General features: G+C 49.7%; 19 protein-coding genes and 1 other annotated feature. Of the genes, 14 read left to right on the top strand and 5 right to left on the bottom strand.

The features are described from left to right. Positions 1–13: 13 nt before the first annotated feature. Positions 14–1,546, top strand: a complete 1,533-nt coding sequence (locus tag EVJ32_RS05485; protein ID WP_131457309.1) for a peptide ABC transporter substrate-binding protein — start codon at positions 14–16, stop codon at positions 1,544–1,546. 202 nt (positions 1,547–1,748) lie between these two features. Next, positions 1,749–3,413, top strand: a complete 1,665-nt coding sequence (locus EVJ32_RS05480) for a peptide ABC transporter substrate-binding protein (RefSeq protein ID WP_131457306.1) — start codon at positions 1,749–1,751, stop codon at positions 3,411–3,413. Positions 3,414–3,511: 98 nt separating this feature from the next. Here EVJ32_RS05480 and trpS read toward each other — a convergent pair whose 3' ends face one another. Then, complete coding sequence (gene trpS, locus EVJ32_RS05475; protein WP_131457304.1) at positions 3,512–4,513, bottom strand: tryptophan--tRNA ligase; 1,002 nt, start codon at positions 4,511–4,513, stop codon at positions 3,512–3,514. Between the two features lie 47 nt (positions 4,514–4,560). Continuing rightward, positions 4,561–4,768, bottom strand: a binding site (T-box leader). A gap of 45 nt (positions 4,769–4,813) precedes the next feature. Further along, a complete protein-coding gene (locus EVJ32_RS05470; protein WP_131457302.1) occupies positions 4,814–5,191 on the bottom strand; it encodes a DUF3899 domain-containing protein in 378 nt (125 codons plus the stop codon). Positions 5,192–5,463: 272 nt separating this feature from the next. On the opposite strand from EVJ32_RS05470, the gene EVJ32_RS05465 reads away from it, so the two are divergent. From EVJ32_RS05465 to EVJ32_RS05445, 5 genes are all read left to right on the top strand, one after another. Continuing rightward, a complete protein-coding gene (locus EVJ32_RS05465) occupies positions 5,464–7,080 on the top strand; it encodes a peptide ABC transporter substrate-binding protein (RefSeq protein WP_131457300.1) in 1,617 nt (538 codons plus the stop codon). A gap of 302 nt (positions 7,081–7,382) precedes the next feature. Next, positions 7,383–8,309, top strand: a complete 927-nt coding sequence (gene opp3b / locus EVJ32_RS05460; protein WP_131457298.1) for an oligopeptide ABC transporter permease — start codon at positions 7,383–7,385, stop codon at positions 8,307–8,309. After that, entirely contained in the window at positions 8,309–9,334 is a 1,026-nt protein-coding gene (opp3C, locus tag EVJ32_RS05455) for an oligopeptide ABC transporter permease (protein WP_131457296.1), read from the top strand. The genes opp3b and opp3C overlap by 1 nt, the downstream gene beginning before the upstream one ends. A gap of 23 nt (positions 9,335–9,357) precedes the next feature. After that, a complete protein-coding gene (locus EVJ32_RS05450; protein WP_071399491.1) occupies positions 9,358–10,431 on the top strand; it encodes an ABC transporter ATP-binding protein in 1,074 nt (357 codons plus the stop codon). Beyond that, on the top strand, positions 10,431–11,381 hold the full coding sequence (locus EVJ32_RS05445; protein ID WP_131457294.1) for an ABC transporter ATP-binding protein: 951 nt from the start codon (positions 10,431–10,433) through the stop codon (positions 11,379–11,381). Before EVJ32_RS05450 ends, EVJ32_RS05445 begins: the two co-directional genes overlap by 1 nt. 77 nt (positions 11,382–11,458) lie before the next feature. On the opposite strand, the gene EVJ32_RS05440 is transcribed toward EVJ32_RS05445, so the two are convergent. After that, positions 11,459–11,989: an HD domain-containing protein gene (locus EVJ32_RS05440; RefSeq protein WP_131457292.1), complete on the bottom strand. Its 531-nt coding sequence runs from the start codon at positions 11,987–11,989 to the stop codon at positions 11,459–11,461. A gap of 223 nt (positions 11,990–12,212) precedes the next feature. Here EVJ32_RS05440 and EVJ32_RS16265 point away from each other — a divergent pair, with 223 nt between their 5' ends. The 4 genes from EVJ32_RS16265 to EVJ32_RS05425 all read left to right on the top strand — a co-directional run bounded on the left by EVJ32_RS16265 (position 12,213) and on the right by EVJ32_RS05425 (position 15,060). Further along, complete coding sequence (locus EVJ32_RS16265) at positions 12,213–12,350, top strand: hypothetical protein (protein WP_167331259.1); 138 nt, start codon at positions 12,213–12,215, stop codon at positions 12,348–12,350. A gap of 175 nt (positions 12,351–12,525) precedes the next feature. Continuing rightward, the gene (gene spxA / locus EVJ32_RS05435; protein WP_015881217.1) at positions 12,526–12,924 is read left to right on the top strand and encodes a transcriptional regulator SpxA; all 399 of its coding nucleotides are present in this window, start codon (positions 12,526–12,528) and stop codon (positions 12,922–12,924) included. A gap of 175 nt (positions 12,925–13,099) precedes the next feature. Next, positions 13,100–13,756, top strand: a complete 657-nt coding sequence (gene mecA / locus EVJ32_RS05430) for an adaptor protein MecA (protein ID WP_131457290.1) — start codon at positions 13,100–13,102, stop codon at positions 13,754–13,756. Between the two features lie 68 nt (positions 13,757–13,824). Then, positions 13,825–15,060, top strand: a complete 1,236-nt coding sequence (locus tag EVJ32_RS05425) for a DUF2254 domain-containing protein (protein WP_131457288.1) — start codon at positions 13,825–13,827, stop codon at positions 15,058–15,060. Between the two features lie 63 nt (positions 15,061–15,123). Here the strand turns inward: EVJ32_RS05425 and EVJ32_RS05420 are convergent, their stop codons facing one another. Beyond that, the gene (locus EVJ32_RS05420) at positions 15,124–15,849 is read right to left on the bottom strand and encodes an SDR family NAD(P)-dependent oxidoreductase (RefSeq protein ID WP_131457286.1); all 726 of its coding nucleotides are present in this window, start codon (positions 15,847–15,849) and stop codon (positions 15,124–15,126) included. A gap of 82 nt (positions 15,850–15,931) precedes the next feature. On the opposite strand from EVJ32_RS05420, the gene cls reads away from it, so the two are divergent. The 3 genes from cls to pepF are packed head-to-tail and all read left to right on the top strand — an operon-like array spanning position 15,932 to position 20,337. Next, positions 15,932–17,443, top strand: coding sequence for a cardiolipin synthase (cls, locus tag EVJ32_RS05415; protein WP_131457283.1), 1,512 nt, complete (start codon positions 15,932–15,934; stop codon positions 17,441–17,443). A gap of 12 nt (positions 17,444–17,455) precedes the next feature. Beyond that, entirely contained in the window at positions 17,456–18,517 is a 1,062-nt protein-coding gene (locus tag EVJ32_RS05410) for a competence protein CoiA (protein WP_131457281.1), read from the top strand. A 17-nt stretch (positions 18,518–18,534) separates the two neighbouring features. Further along, a complete protein-coding gene (gene pepF / locus EVJ32_RS05405; RefSeq protein ID WP_131457279.1) occupies positions 18,535–20,337 on the top strand; it encodes an oligoendopeptidase F in 1,803 nt (600 codons plus the stop codon). A 226-nt stretch (positions 20,338–20,563) separates the two neighbouring features. Here pepF and EVJ32_RS05400 read toward each other — a convergent pair whose 3' ends face one another. Continuing rightward, positions 20,564–21,337 (bottom strand): DsbA family protein, encoded by a 774-nt coding sequence (locus tag EVJ32_RS05400; protein ID WP_236639484.1) that lies wholly within the window; start codon positions 21,335–21,337, stop codon positions 20,564–20,566. Positions 21,338–21,394: the final 57 nt, after the last annotated feature.

Below are 21,394 nucleotides of genomic sequence, written 5' to 3'. Positions count from 1 at the left end.
AGGAGAATGCCGAATGAAACGTTTTATCATCGGTGCCGCCTTGTTGGGTTCAGTCCTTATTCTTTTTTTGATCATTTGGAACGGACAACGCGAGCAGGCACGTGAACTAGTACCGCAAGAAGAACAAGTCGTGACGATCCACGGGGAGACGTTACCGGAGCAGCCGAACACGTTACTCGCCATCGACCCGAGTTCCCAGACGATATTGTCTCATGTCTATGAGGGATTGTATCGCTTCGGGGCGGACGGAGAAATCGAGCCAGGTCTCGTCGAGAGCTTGACCCGGTCAGAGGACGGTGCGACGTACACATTCTCGCTAAAGCCGAGTCAGACGGTGGGCGGCAAGGCGGTAACCGCCGAGACGTTCGTCGACCATTTTAGAAAACTCGCGGACGACGATACGAACTCACCGTTTAGTTTTTTACTTGAAGATGTTAAAAATGGAAAAGCAATCAGTCTCGGAACAGCCGAGCCGGAGACGCTCGGTGTCAAGGCGGTCGATGCGCAGACACTCGAATTGACGCTCGAACGACCGATGGAAGGGTTCGAGGAGATTTTGGCAATGCCGGCGTTTCTTCCACAAACAGCCATCGGGGCTTGGCCAGAACTCGATGCGAACGGACCGTTTCAAATCGAATCGATTGACGCAGCCCAAGTGACACTGACGAAAAACGAATCTTACCATGACTCGGGTAACGTTACGCTCGAGCGCATCATCATTTGGGCGGACGCCGCGCTCGGGACGGAAGCGACGGGCATTCACCCGGTTCCTTATGGGACGGATGAAAGTGTGTTCGATTCACTTGAAAGTGAAGTGATTGACGTGCCTCGGAGCGGTGTCTTCTATTTGAAATCGAACGTCGATGAGTATCCGTTCGATGACCCTGACTTCCGCCGGTCGCTCGCGATTGCGCTCGATCGAGAGGCGTTCACCGATGCACTCGCCCGCGCCGAACAAACGACGGACCGCTTGCTCGTCACAGACGAGAGTGCGCAAGACGTCTCGTTTGAAGAAGATGCGTCTAGTTTGTTCGAGTCGGTCAAAGAGCGCTACGAAGAAGAAACGATTGACATCGAATTACTCAGCTTTGTCGATGAAGAAGCGAGACAAATCGCCGAGACGATTGAAACCGAACTTGAAAAACTTCCGGGGCTGTCTGTTTCCATCACGGAACTGCCGCTCGGTGACAAAGTTAGGAAAGAAGTCGCAGGTGACTATGCGCTGTCGCTGTCTGGTTGGCAACCGGATTATCCGGCGTACAGTGCTTATTTGACTCAATTTGAAACAGGAAATTATTTGAATTCGAGTGGTTATAAAGACGAGACGTTCGATCGGTTGATGGAGGAGGCACGCTCGACTGAGGTACTCGAGGCGCGGAACGAAGCGTATCGTCAAGCCGAAAAACGCTTGTTGGAAGAGGCAGTCGTTATTCCAATCTACCAAGCTGGAAGAACTTACGCGGTCGATTCCACCTATGCGGAAATTGGATTTCCGGTCATCGGTCCTTCGTACGTCCTAACTTTTTCAAAAGTTTATAAAAAATGAGCTAAAAGCCCGTCTCCCTAGGCGGGCTTTTAGCCTATGATAAAAATTTTTTAGAAAAATCAAAATAAATACTTTGCAAAATTATCAGAATATTGTATTATTGCATCAACGGGATTGTGGTAGCAAATTTTGTAAAGTTAACTTTCAGAATTTTCTACCATCGTTCATTTCGTTAAAACGAAAAAATCAGGGGGTCATCGTATTGAATAAGAAAAAAGGTTTTGCATTAGCAACGTCGGTAACGCTTCTATCTAGCGCGTTCCTAGCAGCTTGCTCGGGTGGGGAAGAAGAAACAACGACAACAAACGGAGATGGAGGTTCAGAAGGTAGTGCAGATGAAGCGCAAGTCCTCAACTTGCTCGACAGTGCAGACATTCCTTCACTTAACCCAACTCTCGCGACTGACGCAGTATCGTTCAACGTCTTGAACAACGTTAACGAAGGTCTCTACCGTATGGACGAAGAAGACAACCCAACACCAGGGATGGCTGAATCACACGAAGTTTCTGAAGACGGTAAAACGTACACGTTCAAAATCCGTGAAGGCGCAACTTGGTCTAACGGTGAGCCTGTAACGGCAAACGACTTCGAATACGCTTGGAAAGAAGTACTTAATCCGGACAACGGATCACAATATGCTTATGTCATGTCTGTCATCGAAGGCGCTGAAGCTTACAACACTGGCGAAGGCGAGCGTGACGCGGTCGGCGTTACAGCAACTGACGATCAGACACTTGAAGTTAAATTGACAGCACCAGCTGATTACTTCCTTGGTCTCACAAGCTTCGGCGTATTTATGCCTAAACTTGAAGCGTTCGACGCGGAACAAGGCGAGAACTTCGGTACGTCTGCAGAGACGACGCTCTACAACGGACCGTTCAAACTCGAAAGCTGGGAGCGCGAGCAAGGCTGGAAAATGGTCAAAAACGACGACTATTGGGATGCTGAAGCCGTCAAACTTGACGAAATCGACGTTAAAGTCGTTAAAGAAGTTTCAACGGGCGTCAACTTGTACGAAAACGGCGACGTTGACCGTACTGGTTTGACTTCTGAACTCGTTGCTCAATACCAAGACAGCGAAGATTTCTCGACTGTCGTTGAGCCGACACTCTTCTACCTCCAGTTCAACACTGAAGTTGAAGCGTTCGACAACCAAAATATCCGTAACGCGATCGACCGTGCTTACGATAAAGCAGCAATCTCTGAAACGCTTCTCGCGAACGGTTCAGTACCTGCGAACTACCTCGTGCCGAAAGACTTCGTAACAGGCCCAGACGGTGCAGACTTCCGTGACGCTAACGGCGACATCGGTGGTTACAACGTTGAAGAAGCACAAAAACTTTGGGAAGCAGGACTTGAAGAGCTCGGGACAGATTCTGTCGAAATCGAACTCCTCAACTACGACTCAGAGTCTGCGAAGCAAATCGGTGAGTTCATCAAAGGTGAACTTGAGAAGAACCTTCCAGGCATGACGCTTACGATCAAGCAACAACCGTTCAACAACAAACTCGACCTCGAGAACAAAGGTGACTTTGAGCTTACATTCGCAGGCTGGGGACCTGACTACCAGGATCCAATGACGTTCGTTGACCTCTTCGTTACTGACGGACCATACAACCGTGGTAAGTGGTCGAACGATGAATTCGACGCACTCATCGAATCTGCGAAATCGAACACAGATGCTGAAGCACGTTGGAAAGAACTTCAAGATGCAGAGAAAATCGTTCTTGAAGAGAACGCGATCTCGCCAGTTTACCAACGCGGATCAGCTCGTCTCACGAAGCCATACGTTAAAGGAATCGTTGAACACGGATTCGGCGCTGACTACTCGTACAAGTGGGCATTCATCGAAGGCAAAGAGCAATAAGCAACATTCACCAGAAAGAGACAGGGACGCCTGTTTCTTTCTTTTTTTGTGTTCTTCCATAAAGAAGCCGCCCAACGCATGCGTTGGGCGGCTCTGTCTTATTTTTTCACTTTGGCACGTTTCCGGCTTAAGCCCATCGCTTTCTCGATCTTGGCGAGGTTTTTGTTCGCGACCGCTTCGGCTTTCTCGCGTCCCGAGTCAAGGATCGCATCGAGCTCTGACGAGTCGACGAGTTCGTGATAGCGCGCTTGAATCGGTTCGAGCATGGCGACGACCGCTTCGGCGACGTCTTGCTTGAACGTTCCGTAGTTCGAGTCTTCGTATTGAGTCACGAGATCTGTTATCGAAGTACCCGTCGATAACGAGTAAATCTCGAGCAAGTTCGAGATGCCCGGCTTATTCTCCCGGTCGAAGCTGATGACGCCGCTCGAGTCCGTGACGGCGCTCTTGATTTTTTTACGGATGACGTTCGGTTCGTCAAGCATCGAGATGAAGCCTTTGACGTTCGCGTCCGACTTCGACATCTTCTTCTCGGGGTTCGTCAAACTCATGATCCGAGCCCCTTCTTTTTGAATGAGCGGCTCAGGAATCTTGAACGTCTCATAATAGCGTTTGTTGAACCGTTCGGCCAAGTCGCGCGTCAGTTCGATATGTTGTTTTTGATCGTCACCGACCGGCACGAGCTCTGTCCCGTAAAGTAGAATGTCCGCCGCCATGAGTGTCGGATAGATGAACAGCCCGGCACCGACGTTATCGCTGCCTTGCGATTTGTCTTTGTACTGCGTCATCCGACCGAGTTCGCCCATCCCGGCGATACACGTCAACATCCATCCGAGTTGGGCATGCGCTTTTACTTCTGACTGGACGAAGATCGTTGCCTTCTCAGGGTCAAGTCCGCAAGCGAGATAGAGTGCCGCCAGCTTGCGGGTGTTGTCCATCAGTTCGACACGGTCGAGAGGGACCGTGATCGAGTGAAGATCGACGATACAATAGTACGCGTCATGTTCTTCTTGAAGATCGACGAATTGTTTCATCGCCCCTAAGTAGTTACCGAGCGTCACGACGCCGGTCGGTTTAATGCCTGAAAATATCGTTGCCATGCCTACACCTCCATAAAATATAAAAAACCGCAGTTCTCCGCCCGAAAAATCGGGACGAATAACCGCGGTGCCACCCAAATTTGCATGAAGTCATGCCACTTGATCGCGTTAACGGGCGTAACCGTCTCACCGTACTACCATTCAGGTGAGCCACTCTGAAGTCCATTCGCTTGAACGCTCTCCGTCTACTCGCAGCAACGTAGACTCTCTGGGGGAGAGGGGGTTCGAGGTACTTGTCTTCTTCCTCGTGTTTCTTATATTCTGCATTTAGTTTAGCATATTGGCGGAAAAACAAAAAGGTCAAACGAGGGTGATGACGTATGACAGGATCACACTGCCAATCCCGACGTATACCCAACGCCAAGCCGACTGTTTACGGACGGAACGTTCTTCTTTCATCTCGTCGTCGTCTTTTTCGTCTTCCTCATAATCGGAATCAATTTCTTTTAGTTTGGCGCGGCGGTTCCGCTTAAACCCATACATAATCCCGTCGAACAATCCTGAAGCGCTCATCTGTGAGAACATCCCGAACGCGAAGGCGATCATGCCGGCGACGAACAAGCCACCGCTCAAATGAAACGCGAACGATTCCGCGCGGTAATACGATACGTACGACCAAACCGTATAGGCAATTGTGACAATTCCCCAAACGATTAATATACTTCTAAAATTTTTCAATGTGACAAACTCCTTTCAACGTGACGACGTCAAATTGTCACGTTTGCTTATGGTTCTATGATACGCGTAGTCCCGCTATTATGGCGAGAAGGAAGTTTTTAAGATGATAGCGGTTTATTCCACAGTTGACAGTTTGATTAAAAATTTTTTACAATAGCCCTAACGTTCTTTCGTCGGATACTTTATGTAATATTCAGAAAATTAAAGAAAAAGAGTAAGATGTTAGTCCGACGGAATGCTAAGCTTCACGAGATTAGAAAGGGGACATCGCAATGAAGAAAAAATCGATTTTGCTAATGATGACACTCATCTTAGCGCTCGGTTCAGTGCTCGCCGCTTGCTCGACTGGCGGAGACTCTGACGGCGGTTCGTCTTCGAACGGAGAGAAAGTACTTCGTTTGACGGACACGTCTGACATTACTACAGCCGACCCGGCGCTCGCAACGGACGCAGTCGCGTTCAACTTGATCGCCAACACAATGGAAGGCCTTTACCGTCTTGATCAAGAAGGGCAAGCCGTTCCAGCCATCGCCGAAGGAGAACCGGAATTGAACGAAGACGAGACCGTCTACACGTTCACGCTTCGTGACGCCGAATGGTCGAATGGTGAGCCGGTTACAGCGAACGACTTCGTTTACGCTTGGCAACGTGCCGTGGACCCAGAAACTGGTTCACAGTATGCGTATATCATGAACACGGTAAAAAATGCCGAAGCCATCAACACGGGTGACCTTCCTAAAGAAGAACTCGGCGTGAAAGCAATCGATGAGAAAACGCTAGAAGTTACACTCGAGCGTCCGGACCCATCGTTCGTCTCACTCACATCGTTCGGTACGTTCACACCGATCAATGAAGCATTCGCAACTGAGCAAGGAGCGGACTTCGCAACAAACACAGAGAACCTTCTCTACAACGGTCCGTTCGTATGGTCAGAGTGGGACCGTGAACAAGGTTATGTCTTGACGAAAAACGATGCGTACTGGGATGCTGACAACGTCGCCCTCAACAAAGTCGACGTTCGCGTCGTCAAAGATACGTCAACGGTCGTCAACTTGTATGAAGCAGGCGATGTTGATTACGCAGGCCTCGCGTCTGAGCAAGTCGCTGCTTTCCAAGAAGACGAAGACTATAACACAGGACTTCGTTCAGCGGTCGGTTACTTCAAGTTCAATCATGAAGATGAAGTATTCGCTGATGTGAACGCACGTAAAGCAATCGCTCGTGCCGTTGACCCAGCCGGTATTGTCGACCAACTGTTGAACAACGGTTCGATCGCAACGACTTCGTTCATCCCGAAAGAATTCATCAAGTATGAAGACGGAACGGATTACACAGAAGGCGTACAACACTTCGAGACGAACACTGATGAAGCAGCAACGCTTTGGGAAGAAGCAACTGGCGGCGAAGCGATCACAATCGAATTGCTTTCATTCGACAGTGAAGTTTCAAAACAAATCTCAGAGTATATGAAAGGCCAAATCGAATCGAACTTGCCGAACGTGACGGTTAACATCTCGCAACAACCGTTCAACAACAAGCTCGAACGCGAAGCGAACGGGGACTACCAGATGTCATTCGCCCTTTGGGGACCTGACTATCAAGACCCGCTCACAAACCTTGGCATCTTCACGTCAGACAACGGTCAAAATGACATCAAGTACAAGTCGGCAGCATATGACAAGTTGATTGATGAAGCTTCGGCTGAAACAGAGATCGATGCCCGTTACGACAAATTCAAAGAAGCGGAAACGCTCTTGATCGAACAAGACCAAGCGATCATGCCGATCTATCAGGCCGGTGTCGCTTACTTGATCCGTCCGAACATCGAGAACTTCAACCGTCAACTTTTCGGTGCTGATTACCAGTACAAATACGTTGATATCAACTAAATAGGCGAGGGGACATGCGCAAGCATGTCCCCACTTTTCTAAAAAAAAAAGCGAATTGAGAGAAAATACTATTCAAATGTTTTGTTGGTAAAGTATAATGGAGTAACAGTGAAAATTCAGAATACTTCAGAAACTGAGAGTTTTTTGATTTTCATATGCTGTGCTAAGAGCCTTGAGATGACGTTTGACCTATTCTTTCAGAAAATTCCTTTCATTTTGTGAATTCAAGAAAAGGGAAATATGTCATAGTGACGCTGTTGGTGCAAGCATAGACACAATTAGAAAAACAGGGGGTTTTTATTATGGGACGTTATATTCTTCAGCGGCTGGTTTACGGCCTCATCACGTTCTTCTTGATTGCGACGTTCACATTTTTCCTGATGGACCTGCTTCCAGGTTCGCCGTATCAGAACCAGGAAAAATTGACGGACACGCAAATTCAGATCTTGAACGATCGTTACGGACTCAATGATCCGCTTCCAGTTCGTTACGCGACTTACTTAGGGAACCTTGTCCAAGGCGACCTCGGCGTATCGTTCCGTACGGCCAACCGGCCAGTGACGGAGTTGATCATGGAACGAATCGGACCATCGGCCCAGTTAGGTATTCAGGCATTAGTGCTTGGTACGTTAGCCGGACTATTGCTCGGGATCGTTGCAGCGATTCGCCATAACACGTACATCGATTATGGTTCAATGTTCGTGTCGGTAATCGGGATCTCTGTCCCGTCGTTCGTCTTTGCGGCCCTGCTTCAATACTACGTTGGGGTAAAATGGGGCGTATTGCCTGTCGCGTTCTGGGACTCGCCGGCACATACGATCCTTCCGACCATCTCGTTGTCGCTCGGGGTCACCGCGTCGATCGCCCGTTTCGTACGGACCGAGATGCTAGAAGTGACCGGACAAGACTATGTCACGCTCGCGAAAGCAAAAGGATTAACCGGGAATGCAATCGTGTGGAAACATATGGTGCGTAACGCGATGATTCCAGCGATCACAATCCTTGGACCGATGACGGCTGCGCTACTCACAGGTACGTTCGTTATCGAGAAAATCTTTGCCGTTCCGGGACTTGGTGAATTGTTCGTAACGTCGATTACGTTGAATGACTATTCGGTCATCATGGGCACGACGCTCTTCTTCTCGGCTCTGTTCATTCTAATTATTTTACTTGTTGACTTGCTCTACGGAGTCGTTGACCCACGTATTCGTCTTGGGGGGGATAACTGATGATTGAAAATAAAAAAGATTTCGAGCAGTTCGACCAAGACATGTTCCAACGTGTCGAGATGAACGAACAGCTCGGTGAACGAATTGCTGGGAAAAGTTTGAACTTCTGGCAAGATGCATGGCTTCGTCTCAAGAAAAACAAAGCGGCCATCGTCTCGCTGTCGATCATTTTGATTTTAGTGTTGCTCGCGTTGTTCGGTCCGATGCTTTCAGCTCGTGACGCCTATGAACAAAATATCTCACAAGCGAAACTACCGCCTAAAGTCACAGGACTTGAGTGGGCCGGATTTGACGGCATGGCCAACCTCGGTGGGCGTGACATCAACTTCTATGAACAAAAAAACGTCGAAGAGAATTTCTGGTTTGGTACTGATTACCTCGGGCGTGATCTTTGGTCGCGTGTTTGGGAAGGGACTCGTATCTCGCTCTTCATCGGTTTGATGGCCGCAATCATCGATACGGTCATCGGTGTCGCTTACGGCGGCGTCTCGGCTTACTTCGGTGGCCGCATTGACAACATTATGCAACGGATCGTCGAGATTTTGACTGGTGTTCCTAACTTGATCTTGATCATCTTGTTCATCTTGATCTTTGACCCAGGTGTCTTCACCATTATCTTGGCGATGGCCATCACCGGCTGGATCGGGATGAGTCGACTCGTCCGCGGTCAAATTTTGAAACTGAAAAACCAAGAGTTTGTATTGGCTGCCCGTACGCTCGGTGCGTCAAGTAACCGTTTGATTTTCAAACACTTGATCCCGAACACGCTCGGTGCGATCATCATCACACTCATGTTCACGATTCCATCTGCCATCTTCTTCGAGGCGTTCCTCAGCTTCATCGGGATCGGACTTCAACCGCCACAAGCGTCACTTGGTACGTTGATCAACGACGGATACAAAGAGCTACGGACGTTCCCGTACTTGCTCGTCATCCCGTCAATCATCATCGTCTTGCTCATGGTCAGCTTCAACTTGCTCGCCGATGGCTTGCGTGATGCGTTCGACCCGAAAATGCGTAAATAATTTAAACAGAGGGGGACTCGTGCATGGAAACGATTTTATCTGTCCGAGACTTAGCAGTCTCGTTCCATACGTATGCCGGAACGGTACAAGCCGTCCGCAACGTATCGTTTGATTTGAAAAAAGGCGAGACACTCGCAATCGTTGGTGAATCGGGTTCTGGTAAATCCGTCACATCGAAAGCGATCATGCGTCTCATTCCGAACCCGCCAGGTGAGATCACGAACGGAGAAATTTTGTTCGAAGGAAAAGACTTGGCGAAGTTGTCAGAAAAAGAAATGTTGAAAATCCGCGGCCGCGACATCGCGATGATCTTCCAAGATCCGATGACGTCACTCAACCCGACGATGACAATCTTCAAACAGATTGCCGAAGGATTGAAGCAACACCAGGGATTGACAGGTGAAGATGCGAAGAAGCGTACGCTCGAATTGCTCACGCTCGTCGGGATCCCGAACCCAGAGGCACGTCTTAAACAATATCCGCACCAACTTTCAGGCGGGATGCGCCAACGGATCGTCATCGCGATCGCGCTCGCATGTAACCCGAAAGTGTTGATTGCCGATGAGCCGACGACAGCACTCGACGTGACGATCCAAGCTCAGATTTTAGAATTGTTGAAAGACATTCAGCAAAAAACGGGTACGGCTATCATCTTCATCACGCACGACCTCGGTGTCGTCGCGAACATGGCTGACCGTGTCGCCGTCATGTACGCCGGTAAAATCGTCGAAAGAGGAACGGTTGATGAAATCTTCTATGAGCCGCGTCACCCGTACGCTTGGGGACTGCTCGGATCGATGCCGCGTCCGACCGACGATCCGAACGAAGCGCTCCCGGCCATCCCAGGCACTCCGCCTAACTTGCTTGACCCGCCGAAAGGCGACGCGTTCGCACCGCGTAATCCGTATGCGATGAAGATTGATTTCGAGAAAGAACCACCGATGTTCCAAATTAGCGATACACACTATGCAGCGAGCTGGCTCTTACATCCACAAGCACCGCAAGTGACGCCGCCGCGAGCGATTCGTGAGCTCGCGCTCAAGTATCGTCCTGACAGCGCGTTCGCAAAATCGATTTTGAAAGGTGGTGCTGAATAATGGAACGTGAGAAATTACTAGAAGTACGAGACCTGAAGCAGCACTTTAACATTGGTCGAGGCCGCGTCGTTAAAGCGGTCGACGGCATCTCGTTCGATATTTACAAAGGTGAAGTGCTCGGCCTCGTTGGAGAGTCGGGTTGCGGTAAATCGACGACAGGCCGTACGATCATCGGCCTTTACGATGCAACAGACGGGGATGTTCTTTTCAAAGGTGAGAACGTCCACGGGAAAAAGAATAAGGCTGAGAAGTTGAAATTCAACCGGGCTATGCAGATGATCTTCCAAGATCCGTATGCGTCGCTCAACCCGAGGATGACGGTCGCTGACATCATCGCCGAAGGCATCGATATCCACAGCCTTGCCAAGACGAATGAAGAACGGATGAACCGTGTGTACGACCTCCTCGAGACGGTCGGCCTCACGAAAGAGCACGCGAGCCGTTATCCACACGAATTCTCAGGCGGACAGCGTCAGCGGATCGGGATTGCCCGGGCACTCGCTGTTGAACCGGAGTTCATCATCGCCGACGAGCCGATCTCGGCACTCGACGTGTCGATCCAAGCTCAAGTCGTCAACTTGATGAAAGAGTTGCAACGGGACCGCGATCTCACGTACTTGTTCATCGCCCATGATTTGTCGATGGTCAAGTATATCTCAGACCGGATCGGCGTTATGTACCAAGGTCACCTCGTCGAGCTTGCATCGGCAGAGCGCCTGTACGAGAACCCGATTCACGCCTATACGAAATCGCTCTTGTCTGCGATCCCGCTTCCGGACCCAGAACACGAACGGACACGTAAGCGGATCGTCTACGAGTCTGGCTCACTTGGTGCTGTCGGACGATCGGATGAAGATTCGAGTATCCCTGCGCTTCGTGAAGTCGAACCAGGTCACTATGTTTCGCTCACAGACGCAGAATATGAGGCGTATAAAGCCCAGCTCGTCTAATACGAAAATCCCCGAATCCAATTGGATTCGGGGATTTTTTGCTCAAACGCTTAACACCGTGGGAGACCCGGACGGTGTTAAGCGTTTGAGATGCGCGGCAAGTTCGAGAGACGCTCGACGACGGCATCGATGGAGCGGACGCGAGCAAGCGCATCTTCAATCTCCATTGTTTCATAATGGTGAAGGCCGCCCGGTTGTTCGACGAACGTGTCGGCATCATGGACGAGTTGTTGGAGCGGGGTCCGTTGGATGCGGCTAGGCGGAAGGTAAGAATCCGTATGAAGCAGGATCATGACGGAAATTTCCTTGGCCCGAGCCGGGTCTTCTCCGAGCCGGATCAACAGTTTATGCGCGCGTTCCGCGCCTTTGATGGCGTGGATATCGTTTTGACGATACAAGTCATAGTTCCACTTGCCTTCGGTGTACCATTCGTAATGACCGATGTCGTGGAGCAGTGCAGCCTTCGTTGCTAGATCGGTGTCGAGTCCTCGTCGTGTCGCCAATTCGAGAGCGCGTTCACAGACGTCGACGGCATGTTTTAATCCAGATCGTGTCAAGTATTTCTGGGTGACGTGATGCTGCATGATCGTTTCTAACGTGATTCTCATTCGTGCTCTCCTCCTTGGTGATTTCAAAGATTATTTCTATTAACTATACGGGAATGGATAAGTAAATGCAAATTTGGAACGTGTGAAATCATGATTTTTTACGAGATTGTTCAACATTTTTCAATAGGATGTGCTATAATTTAACTATAGATTAGTGCAACTTTAAGATTTTCAGATACAGTAATGGTTGTTTTTTCCTTTCGTCCATGGGGGGTGAGAGACCATGAAAGAGCGTGACAAAGTACTGCAACAGAAAAAGAAACTGTTAAAAGAAGTGCTCAAGAAGAAATTGAAAGACTTGCAAGTGAAGCCAGGGAAAGAAACGGTGTCACAACCGGTTTCTCGGATTCCAGCTTCGTAGAACGGTCGATCAAGGTCGCATTCTTCTGAATGCGTCCTCTTTTCTTCCCCGGATGAGAAAGAATATCATTGAAGTTTCAGTAAATAAGAATTATTATAATTACGTGAACGAGATTTTGGGTATACAAGAAGAGTCACGAAAAAATGGACGAACATTTGATCAGGGAGGAACGAAAATGGTCACACTTTATACGTCTCCGAGCTGTACATCGTGCCGAAAAGCACGGGCTTGGCTCGAAGAGCATGATATCCCATTTACAGAACGAAACATATTCTCAGAACCACTCTCACTCAATGAGATTAAACAGATTTTACGCATGACAGAAGACGGCACAGATGAGATCATCTCAACCCGCTCAAAAGTTTTCTCGAAAATTGATGTATCGGTCGACGCACTTTCGCTTCAGCAGTTGTACGATTTGATTCAAGAATATCCGGGCCTCCTTCGCCGTCCGATTTTGATTGATGAAAAACGCCTTCAAGTCGGATATAACGAAGATGAGATTCGTCGGTTCTTGCCTCGTAAAGTTCGTACGTTCCAACTTCAAGAAGCGCAACGACTCGTCAACGAGTGAGGAAGCATACTGTCCAAGCAGTGTGCTTTTTATTATCTCGTTTTTCCGATAAAATAGTGATACACACCCCATCATCAATAGATTGACAGGTGAAAAAAAGGGTACTATGATAACAAGACAATTTCCCCTCTCCTCCTTAAGAAGTAGGAGTGAGGTCAGAAGGGAGTGGACAATCGTGAAAATTGAGCGCATCAATGACAATACCGTCAAGTTTTTCATCACTTATGTCGATATCGAGAAACGCGGATTCGCCCGGGATGAAATTTGGTACAACCGAGAACGTGGTGAGCAGCTGTTCTGGCAGATGATGGACGAAGCGCACGAACGGGAAGATATCTCGTTCGATGGTCCACTATGGATACAAGTACAAGCGTTTGAAAAAGGGCTTGAAGTGACTGTCACGATCGCCAAAAATGTGATCGACACAGAAGACGACGCAGAACTCGGCTCGCTCTTGCGCAACGCGATCGACGAAGCGCGTGATCAACAGTCTGTCCTTGACCAGTTGAGTGAACTCGATGAAGTCGAAACTGAACCGGAGGCGTGGGCTCCGTTAGCCATGGATACGGATGACTTTGAGGCCATTATCGCTCTGAGCAAACGGGCCGGTGATACGTTGGATAACGTCACCCTCAAGTTATTCCATTATGAAAACCGTTACTACTTGTGGATTGACTTCCCGGACGAGATGGAGCCGGAAGAAGAAGAGAACGTCCTCAGTCTTTTAGCCGAATATTTGTCGTTCAGTACGCAAACCCTCGCTATGCTCGAGGAGTACGGTAAACCAATTCTCGACGGCGACGTGTTCTCGAAAGTACGCCACTATTTTTAAACTCGAATCGCCTGTTCAAACGGACAGGCGACTTTTTTACTAATTGATACATATGAAGAGGTGACTTGATGTTCAAGCGTTTACAATTGATGTTGTCAGACAGTACGTGGTTCGTCCCGTTTTTGTATGGGACAGGCGGTATCGTATTAACGTTTCTGACGCAATACTTCGGTAGCTTTTTCCGCGAACTGTTGCCAAAAATCATTTATTTGGATCAGGATTCAGCCGCTTCCGTCCTTTCGTCGTCGTTCACGAGTCTCATGACGATGATGACGTTCAGTTTCTCGACGATTTTAGTCGTGCTGACGACGTATTCATCTCAATTTTCGCCCCGTACAATCAATAACTTTTTAACGAACTCGGCTTCGAAACATACGCTCGGTATTTTCATCATGACTACTGTATACGGGATCACGAATTTATTTCTCATTCGGACATCGGAAGAGGACGCCGTCCTCGCCTCAGGTGTCAGCGTCGTATTAGTCGTCAGTTCGATCTGGGCGTTCGTCAAGTTCATTCAGACGATTAGCGTCTCGATTCAAGCTGAACGCCTGTTATCGTCCTTACATCGAGAAGCATTATCCGTCATCGTAAAACAGAAGCAAGCGGTCGAAGACGGAAAGGTGAGCATCGTGCTGAAACGATCGGTCCATACGTTCGAAACAGGGCAAGCGGTGTACGCCTCGCGGACCGGCTATGTTCAATTGTTCTCGAGCGAGAAACAAGAAGATCACGACATCAGTTTCGAATCGGTCGTCGCGGTCGGCGACTTTGTGGCGGAAGGAGATATTCTCGGATATTGGCTAGGGGATGACGCTCTCGACAAAGATGTGTTTCAAATCGGCGAGGTCCGTTCATCGATCCAAGACCCGGCGTTCGTCATTGAAAAATTGAGTGAGATCGCCCTTAAAGGAGTATCACCGGGGATTAACGACCCGAACACGGCGATTCATGCGATTCACTATATCGGGGATATCTTACGGGAATTGAGCGAACTTCCGGAAGGGGATTTCGTCTTCTCAAACGGTAAGAGTGATTGGCACATCAAACGGAAAGCGATGGAAGCGACGTTATTCGAGGCGCTCGCGCCGATCAAAACGTACGCGAGCCATGACATTTTCGTGATGGCGTCGATTTTCGAGGCGATCCGGATCGGACGCCTGCGCGCTCATCCAACGCATCACGACACGTTTGAAGAATTCGTCGATTACATTGAAGACGTGCTCGCATGGGATGATTTGCATCCGCGCGAAAAGGCGTTCTTGACGACCCAGATGATGCAAGCGAGGAAAATCAAGGCATAATATATAGCTGTTCGCACAAAAGCGAAAGGGGCCGTCTAATTCGTAGACGACCCCTTTTCGCGTTCAAGACAGGCTGTAACCACCATCGATGGTGATGGCTTGGCCGTTAATATAGCTCGACGCATCACTTAGCAAGAACGTGACGACCGGTGCGACTTCTTCCGGTGAAGCGGCGTTCCCGCGGAAATGGTGGCTCATCGCGTCTTTGAATTTTGCCTCGCCGCCGTACAGCTTATGGCTGAGCGGCGTATCGACTGGTCCGAAGCAGACGGCGTTGAAACGAATCTTTCCTTTCATCCGGTGGGCGAACGTCTTCGTCAAGGCGATGACGGCCGCTTTCGAAGCGGCGTATGGACCAAGCATCGGCGGGAATTTGACGTGTCCGACGATCGCTGCGTTGTTGACCACGCTAGAACCGGTCGCGAGGAGCGGGATTGCGCGTTGAATGAGGCGGTTTGTCGCCAACACGTTCAGTTCGAACACTTCGTCAAAAGCAGAGGCTGGCAACCGTTCAGGCGTACCGGGGCGACCGAACGTCGCGGCGTTATTGAATAATCCGTGCAGGACGACTTGATCGGCTGCGAGGCGGTCCATGAGTGCCTCGACCTCGTCAGCTTGAGATAAATCACATTTCAGGAACGTGATGGTGTTATCCGATTCGAGTTCTAGTGCCGCACCTCTCGTCTCATCACGTCCGACGCCTAAGACGTCGTGTCCTTCTTCTGCCAACCGTAAGGAGACCGCACGACCGATGCCGCTCGTCGCCCCCGTTACTAGAAAAGTTCCCATATTTTCTCCACTCCCTCAAAAAGATATCGTTCCGATGTATAATTAATAATAATACATGACAGAAACGGGGTCAGTTTATAATATGTTGCGACGCATACAAGTACTATTATCCCTTCTTTTGCTCGCAGGGCTCATTGCCGTATTATCTTATTACTGGAGCTCGCAAGTGATTGGGCTGTTCTCGATCCTCGTCTTTCTGACGACGTTTAGCATCCTGCTCGTCATCTTGCTCGAGAACCGTAATCCGCAACGAACGCTCATCTGGGCAATCGTCATGCTCGGATTTCCGGTCGTCGGTTTATTCGCATACTTCGTCTTCGGTCAAAACTATCGGCGGAGACGCATGTTCAATGAGAAGGCGATGTTGGATGAAGAAACGTATCTCGCTTATCGGCAAAAAGCGATGACACTCTCGCCATCGCTCGTGTTTCCGCACGATGATTACGAGAAGTTGCTCCACTTAACGTCTTCATTGAATCAATTACCCGTCTCGTCGAATACGTATACACAAATCCTCACAAACGGAAAAGAAAAGTTTTCGAAACTATTGCCAGCCTTGAACGGGGCGACGCGTCACATTCACCTCGAGTACTACATTTTCCGGGAAGATCGTATTTCTCGGGAAATTCAACGGATTTTGATCGAAAAAGCGCGGTCTGGGGTCGAGGTCCGGTTTTTGTATGATGCGGTCGGGTCGATTCATACGAGCAGTTCTTTTTTCGAAGAGATGCGACAAGCTGGTGTCCACGTGCAGGCGTTCTTTCCCGTCGTCTTACCGCTCGTCTCGAGTAAAACGAATTATCGGAACCACCGGAAGATTGTCGTCATCGACGGGACAGAAGCGTTCACGGGCGGTTTGAACGTCGGGGACGAGTATTTAGGAGAGCATACGAAGTTCGGATTTTGGCGTGACACGCATCTATACGTCAGAGGGGAAGGGGTATCGGAACTGCAGCTGATTTTCCTGCAAGACTGGTACTATATGACGGGTGAGCGCTTGTTCACACCGTTCTACCTAGAGCCGCTCGAGACGGTGCGGAGCGCGAGCGGCGGTGTTCAAATCGTCGCCAGCGGACCGGACGAGCCGTACGAGACGATGAAGTCGATTTATTTCGCGCTCATCAACGCCGCAAAAAAATCGGTATACATCTCGTCACCGTACTTAATTCCTGACGAGGATATTATGAGTGCGTTGAAGACGGCTTCTTTGTCGGGGATCGATGTCCGCATCGTCTTACCGAGCTTCCCGGACCATAAAATCGTCTTCTATGCGAGCCGATCTTATTATGAGGATTTGCTCAGCGCTGGCGTTAAGATTTATTTGTACGAGGAAGGATTCATGCACTCGAAAGTCATCGTCATCGATGACGGTCTAGCGACGATCGGGACGGCGAACATGGACTTCCGTAGTTTTCATCTCAATTTTGAAGTGAACGCACTGCTGTACAACACGAACTCGGTTCATCAGCTCAAGCAAGACATCTACAAAGATTTTGAAGGGTCTCACGAGTTGGAGTTGGGCGCGTTCGCAGAACGATCTTATTTCATCAAACTCGTTGAATCTTTGGCACGAATGTTTTCACCATTATTATGAGGGGGAAGCGGGATGCGGTTCGCAATCGATCAGACAGGGGAGTACGTGGATGCCCATACGTTGAGTCGGAGGCAAATCGAACCGGCTGCCCCTTTTTCATGTCCGCAGTGCGGAGAACGGGTCATTGTAAAACGAGGAGCGAAACGGAGGCTCCATTTTTCTCACGTTCAAACGTGTGGGAGCGGAGAGTCGGCTGGTCACCGAACCGATAAATGGGGCGTCAGACAATGGCTGCAGGCGGGCGGATATGATGTCGAGCAAGAAGTGGACCTTAACGGGAGACGGGCTGACTTAATCGCGACAAAAGCCGGGGCGTCGTTCGTCGTCGAAATACAGTCCTCACCGCTAGCAGTCGATTCTTACGTAGAACGGACGAGACACTATGAGCGAAACGGTCTTGCCGTCATCTGGATCGCGAGCGGATTACGTCTTGAACCGGTGCCGTCCTTCTCACCGTGGATGAGGTGTGAGATCGCGCGGCGGTGTACGCTGATCGTTCCGGTCAAGAACGCGTTGTACCGGTTCGTCGGGTGTCCGATCTCGCTCAGACGGGCACAAGGCACGTGGGTGCCGGCGACATCTTTTGACGTCTCGCCGTTTGAGCCGTTTTATCGATTTGATGCGCACCGATGGATTCAACTTGTGCGGCGTAAGCGTATGACGCCGCCTTATCCGACGCCGCTCTTCAGACGGCTGATCTTGAATCGTCTCTATCCGCTCGGCATGTTACCGTCGCTATTGCCGACGGTCTGTTATTTGCCGCTCCCGGCGCTGTGGGGTGTTCATGTTCATCCGTTCGAATTTCAAACGGTCTTGTATTTAAATCGACGGGAAGCTCCTGAGGATTCGCTCGCTTGGAGCATCGAGAAGACATGCCGCCAGTTCAACGCGACCCCGACAAGCGACTTTGTTTCTTCGTTTCAGTTACAATGGAGACAACTCTTGAACGTATTCGGCTTGTCAGAGTATGTCATCGACTGGCAAGTCCCGGTCACGCTCGAAGCAGCACTTCGTGACGATATTCGTTTGTTTCAAGGGTTTCAGCGATTCATGGCGAAATCGTATATAAACTGAGAAAAGGAAGTGGACATATGTCAGAAGTACTAACACGACAACAAGTACCCGTCGAGGAGACGTGGAACTTAGAAACCATCTATGCAGACGACAAAGCGTGGGAGCAAGACTTTGAGACACTCAAAGCCCGAATCCCTGAACTCGTTGAATTCAAAGGGAAACTCGGGGAATCGGCCGAGACACTTTACGCGGCGCTGCAGCTCCGTGACGAGATCTCGCGTCAACTGCATAAGCTGTATACATACGCCCATATGCGCTATGACGAAGATACGGCCAACAGCCATTATCAGGCGCTGAACGACCGTGCCGGGTCACTCGCCGCTCAAATTTCGGCTCAACTCGCCTTCATGACACCAGAACTGCTCGCCATCGATGAAAGTGAGATCACGGCGTTCATGGACGGCCACGAAGGGTTGACCGTCTACCGTCATGCGTTCGATGAGTTGGCGCAAGAGCGGCCCCACGTCTTGACGGAAGCGGAAGAAGCGATCCTCGCCCAAGCCGGCGACGTGCTCGGACAATCGAGCTCGACGTTCGGCATGCTCAACAACGCCGATTTGAAATTTCCTAAAGTGAAGAATGAGCAAGGAGAAGAAGTCGAACTGACACACGGACGTTACATTACGTTTTTAGAGTCGGCAGACCGCAGCGTGCGTGAGACGGCTTTCAAAGCGATGTATGGGACGTACAAACAATACTTGAACACGTTCGCGTCAACTCTGTCTGGAAGCGTGAAGAAGGACAACTTTTATGCGACGGTTCGCAAGTTTGAGAGCGCGCGTCAATCGGCACTCCACAACAACTCGATTCCTGAATCGGTATACGATGGACTCGTTGAAGCGGTGAATGAACGGCTCGATCTGTTGCACCGTTATGTCGCGCTTCGTAAACGAGCGCTCGGTGTAGACGAAGTGCATATGTATGACCTATACACGCCACTCGTCAAAGACGTCGAGATGAAAGTGCCTTATGAAGAAGCGAAAGAGCTCATGGTCCAAGGTCTGGCTCCACTCGGGGACGAGTACGTCCAAATCGTCAAAGACGGTCTCGATTCACGTTGGGTCGACGTCCGAGAGACACGCGGCAAACGTAGCGGTGCCTATTCGTCTGGCGCGTACGACACGCAACCGTTCATCTTGATGAACTGGCAAGACAACGTGAACAACTTGTTCACGCTTGCCCACGAGTTCGGTCATTCGGTACACAGTCACTACACGCGTGCCACGCAACCGTACCCGTATGGGGACTATTCGATTTTCGTGGCAGAAGTCGCCTCGACGACGAATGAGGCGCTCTTGAACGACTATTTGTTGAAGACACGGACGGACAAAGCCGAGCGCCTTTACTTGCTCAACAATCAACTCGAGACGTTCCGGGGGACGCTGTTCCGTCAGACGATGTTCGCTGAGTTCGAACATAAGATCCATCAAGCGGCCCAAGATGGCATCTCGCTCACACCAGAATACTTGAACGAGACGTATCTTGAGTTGAACAAGCGTTACTTCGGCGACGACATCGTCATCGACGAAGAGATCGCGTTCGAGTGGGCCCGTATCCCGCACTTCTACTACAACTACTATGTATATCAGTATGCGACAGGAATTTCGGCGTCAGCGGCGTTGTCGCAACAAATCATGGACGAAGGCGAGCCTGCCGTTAAACGTTATATCGATAAGTTCTTAAAAGCCGGATCGAGTGATTACCCGATCGAGGTGTTGAAGGCAGCCGGTGTCGACATGACGACGAAAGCACCTGTGTTAGCAGCGCTCGATCAGTTTGAATCCGTCCTCGATGAAATGGAATCACTCCTGTTTTCGTAAGCGTGCACGTGCGTGAACATTATGTGACAATATGAACAAAGTGCTTGTCAACAGGCGAGCCTATGGTTATATTATAAGTGTGAAATCAATCACAAACCCCTTTATTGACCGTAAACTTTCTCCCGTCTTGACACCTTCCCCGGGTGTTAAGATCGGCGTCTCTTGTCCCCGCTTGAGACGTCAAAAACCCACGGCTCCCCGGCCGTGGGTTTCTTTTTGTATCCGTTTATTTTTGTGTGGCCCATGCTTGACCGCTGCAGCCGGGGACAGGGCGGCAACGTTGCTGGAGCGACAGTTTTTTCAGTTCCCGTTCGATGATCGGCTTGTCGAGCTCTAAGATGAACGCGAGCTCAGTGATTGTCGAGGCGTCGTAGTGACGTAACACTTTTTCAACGTTCCAACCGGTTTGCCGATTCGGTACGTATCCGAGCAGTTCACTCATAACGGCTTGGTACACGTCGTAAGGATAGACGCCTTCGATTTTGAGCGCCTCGTCACGGGTGACGAACGTCATGGCAGGAAGTGATTCGATTTCCCAGTCTTTTAATATTTGATGGTCGACAGCGAGGGCGCTCAAGAGTTGATCCGACTGCATATCTGCCGCCAACTCATCGATATCGAGCCCGTATCCGGCGTAAGAGCGCGCAATCTCCCACAGGTCGGCATCGTTAGAAGCGTCCTTCGTAAAGGCGTCGTTAATATGAAGGTGACGCAAAAAACGCATCGCATGGCGTTTTCCTTGTAATTCCATAGCCTTGATCATCGTGAGAAGGCGAACCTCTTCCTGACATCCGCCAACACAACTAGGAACTGTCGAGACCATCCGAAAACGAATCAAGTGTCCGTATTCGAGCTCGAGTTTTTTAATGAGTGTCATCACGTGGAAACCGTCGGGATCAGAGATGTCCATGAAATAGAATAACTCTAATGGCTTATATGTTACTTGGATAGAAGATTCTTCCAGTGAACAGGATGACTCATTACATTGTTCAAGTTCCATTGTGTCGCCTCCTCTCGTAAACAAAATCAACTATATCGTATGCTCATTGTAGCAACG

It is taken from the genome of Exiguobacterium sp. SH5S4, assembly GCF_004337045.1.
Taxonomy (GTDB): domain Bacteria; phylum Bacillota; class Bacilli; order Exiguobacteriales; family Exiguobacteriaceae; genus Exiguobacterium; species Exiguobacterium aurantiacum_A.
Note: the sequence above shows the minus strand (reverse complement) of the source record. Positions and strands in the feature narration are given on the sequence as shown.

Excerpts from the sequence above, each read along its gene's own strand:
- opp3b (WP_131457298.1), top strand. The coding sequence starts at position 7,383 with ATGGGACGTTATATTCTTCAGCGGCTGGTTTACGGCCTCATCACGTTC.
- EVJ32_RS05420 (WP_131457286.1), bottom strand. The coding sequence starts at position 15,849 with ATGGGAACTTTTCTAGTAACGGGGGCGACGAGCGGCATCGGTCGTGCG.
- opp3C (WP_131457296.1), top strand. The coding sequence starts at position 8,309 with ATGATTGAAAATAAAAAAGATTTCGAGCAGTTCGACCAAGACATGTTC.
- trpS (WP_131457304.1), bottom strand. The coding sequence starts at position 4,513 with ATGGCAACGATATTTTCAGGCATTAAACCGACCGGCGTCGTGACGCTC.
- EVJ32_RS05450 (WP_071399491.1), top strand. The coding sequence starts at position 9,358 with ATGGAAACGATTTTATCTGTCCGAGACTTAGCAGTCTCGTTCCATACG.
- EVJ32_RS05425 (WP_131457288.1), top strand. The coding sequence starts at position 13,825 with ATGTTCAAGCGTTTACAATTGATGTTGTCAGACAGTACGTGGTTCGTC.
- EVJ32_RS05410 (WP_131457281.1), top strand. The coding sequence starts at position 17,456 with ATGCGGTTCGCAATCGATCAGACAGGGGAGTACGTGGATGCCCATACG.
- EVJ32_RS05445 (WP_131457294.1), top strand. The coding sequence starts at position 10,431 with ATGGAACGTGAGAAATTACTAGAAGTACGAGACCTGAAGCAGCACTTT.
- pepF (WP_131457279.1), top strand. The coding sequence starts at position 18,535 with ATGTCAGAAGTACTAACACGACAACAAGTACCCGTCGAGGAGACGTGG.
- EVJ32_RS05400 (WP_236639484.1), bottom strand. The coding sequence starts at position 21,337 with ATGGAACTTGAACAATGTAATGAGTCATCCTGTTCACTGGAAGAATCT.
- EVJ32_RS05465 (WP_131457300.1), top strand. The coding sequence starts at position 5,464 with ATGAAGAAAAAATCGATTTTGCTAATGATGACACTCATCTTAGCGCTC.
- cls (WP_131457283.1), top strand. The coding sequence starts at position 15,932 with ATGTTGCGACGCATACAAGTACTATTATCCCTTCTTTTGCTCGCAGGG.
- spxA (WP_015881217.1), top strand. The coding sequence starts at position 12,526 with ATGGTCACACTTTATACGTCTCCGAGCTGTACATCGTGCCGAAAAGCA.
- EVJ32_RS05440 (WP_131457292.1), bottom strand. The coding sequence starts at position 11,989 with ATGAGAATCACGTTAGAAACGATCATGCAGCATCACGTCACCCAGAAA.
- EVJ32_RS05485 (WP_131457309.1), top strand. The coding sequence starts at position 14 with ATGAAACGTTTTATCATCGGTGCCGCCTTGTTGGGTTCAGTCCTTATT.
- EVJ32_RS16265 (WP_167331259.1), top strand. The coding sequence starts at position 12,213 with ATGAAAGAGCGTGACAAAGTACTGCAACAGAAAAAGAAACTGTTAAAA.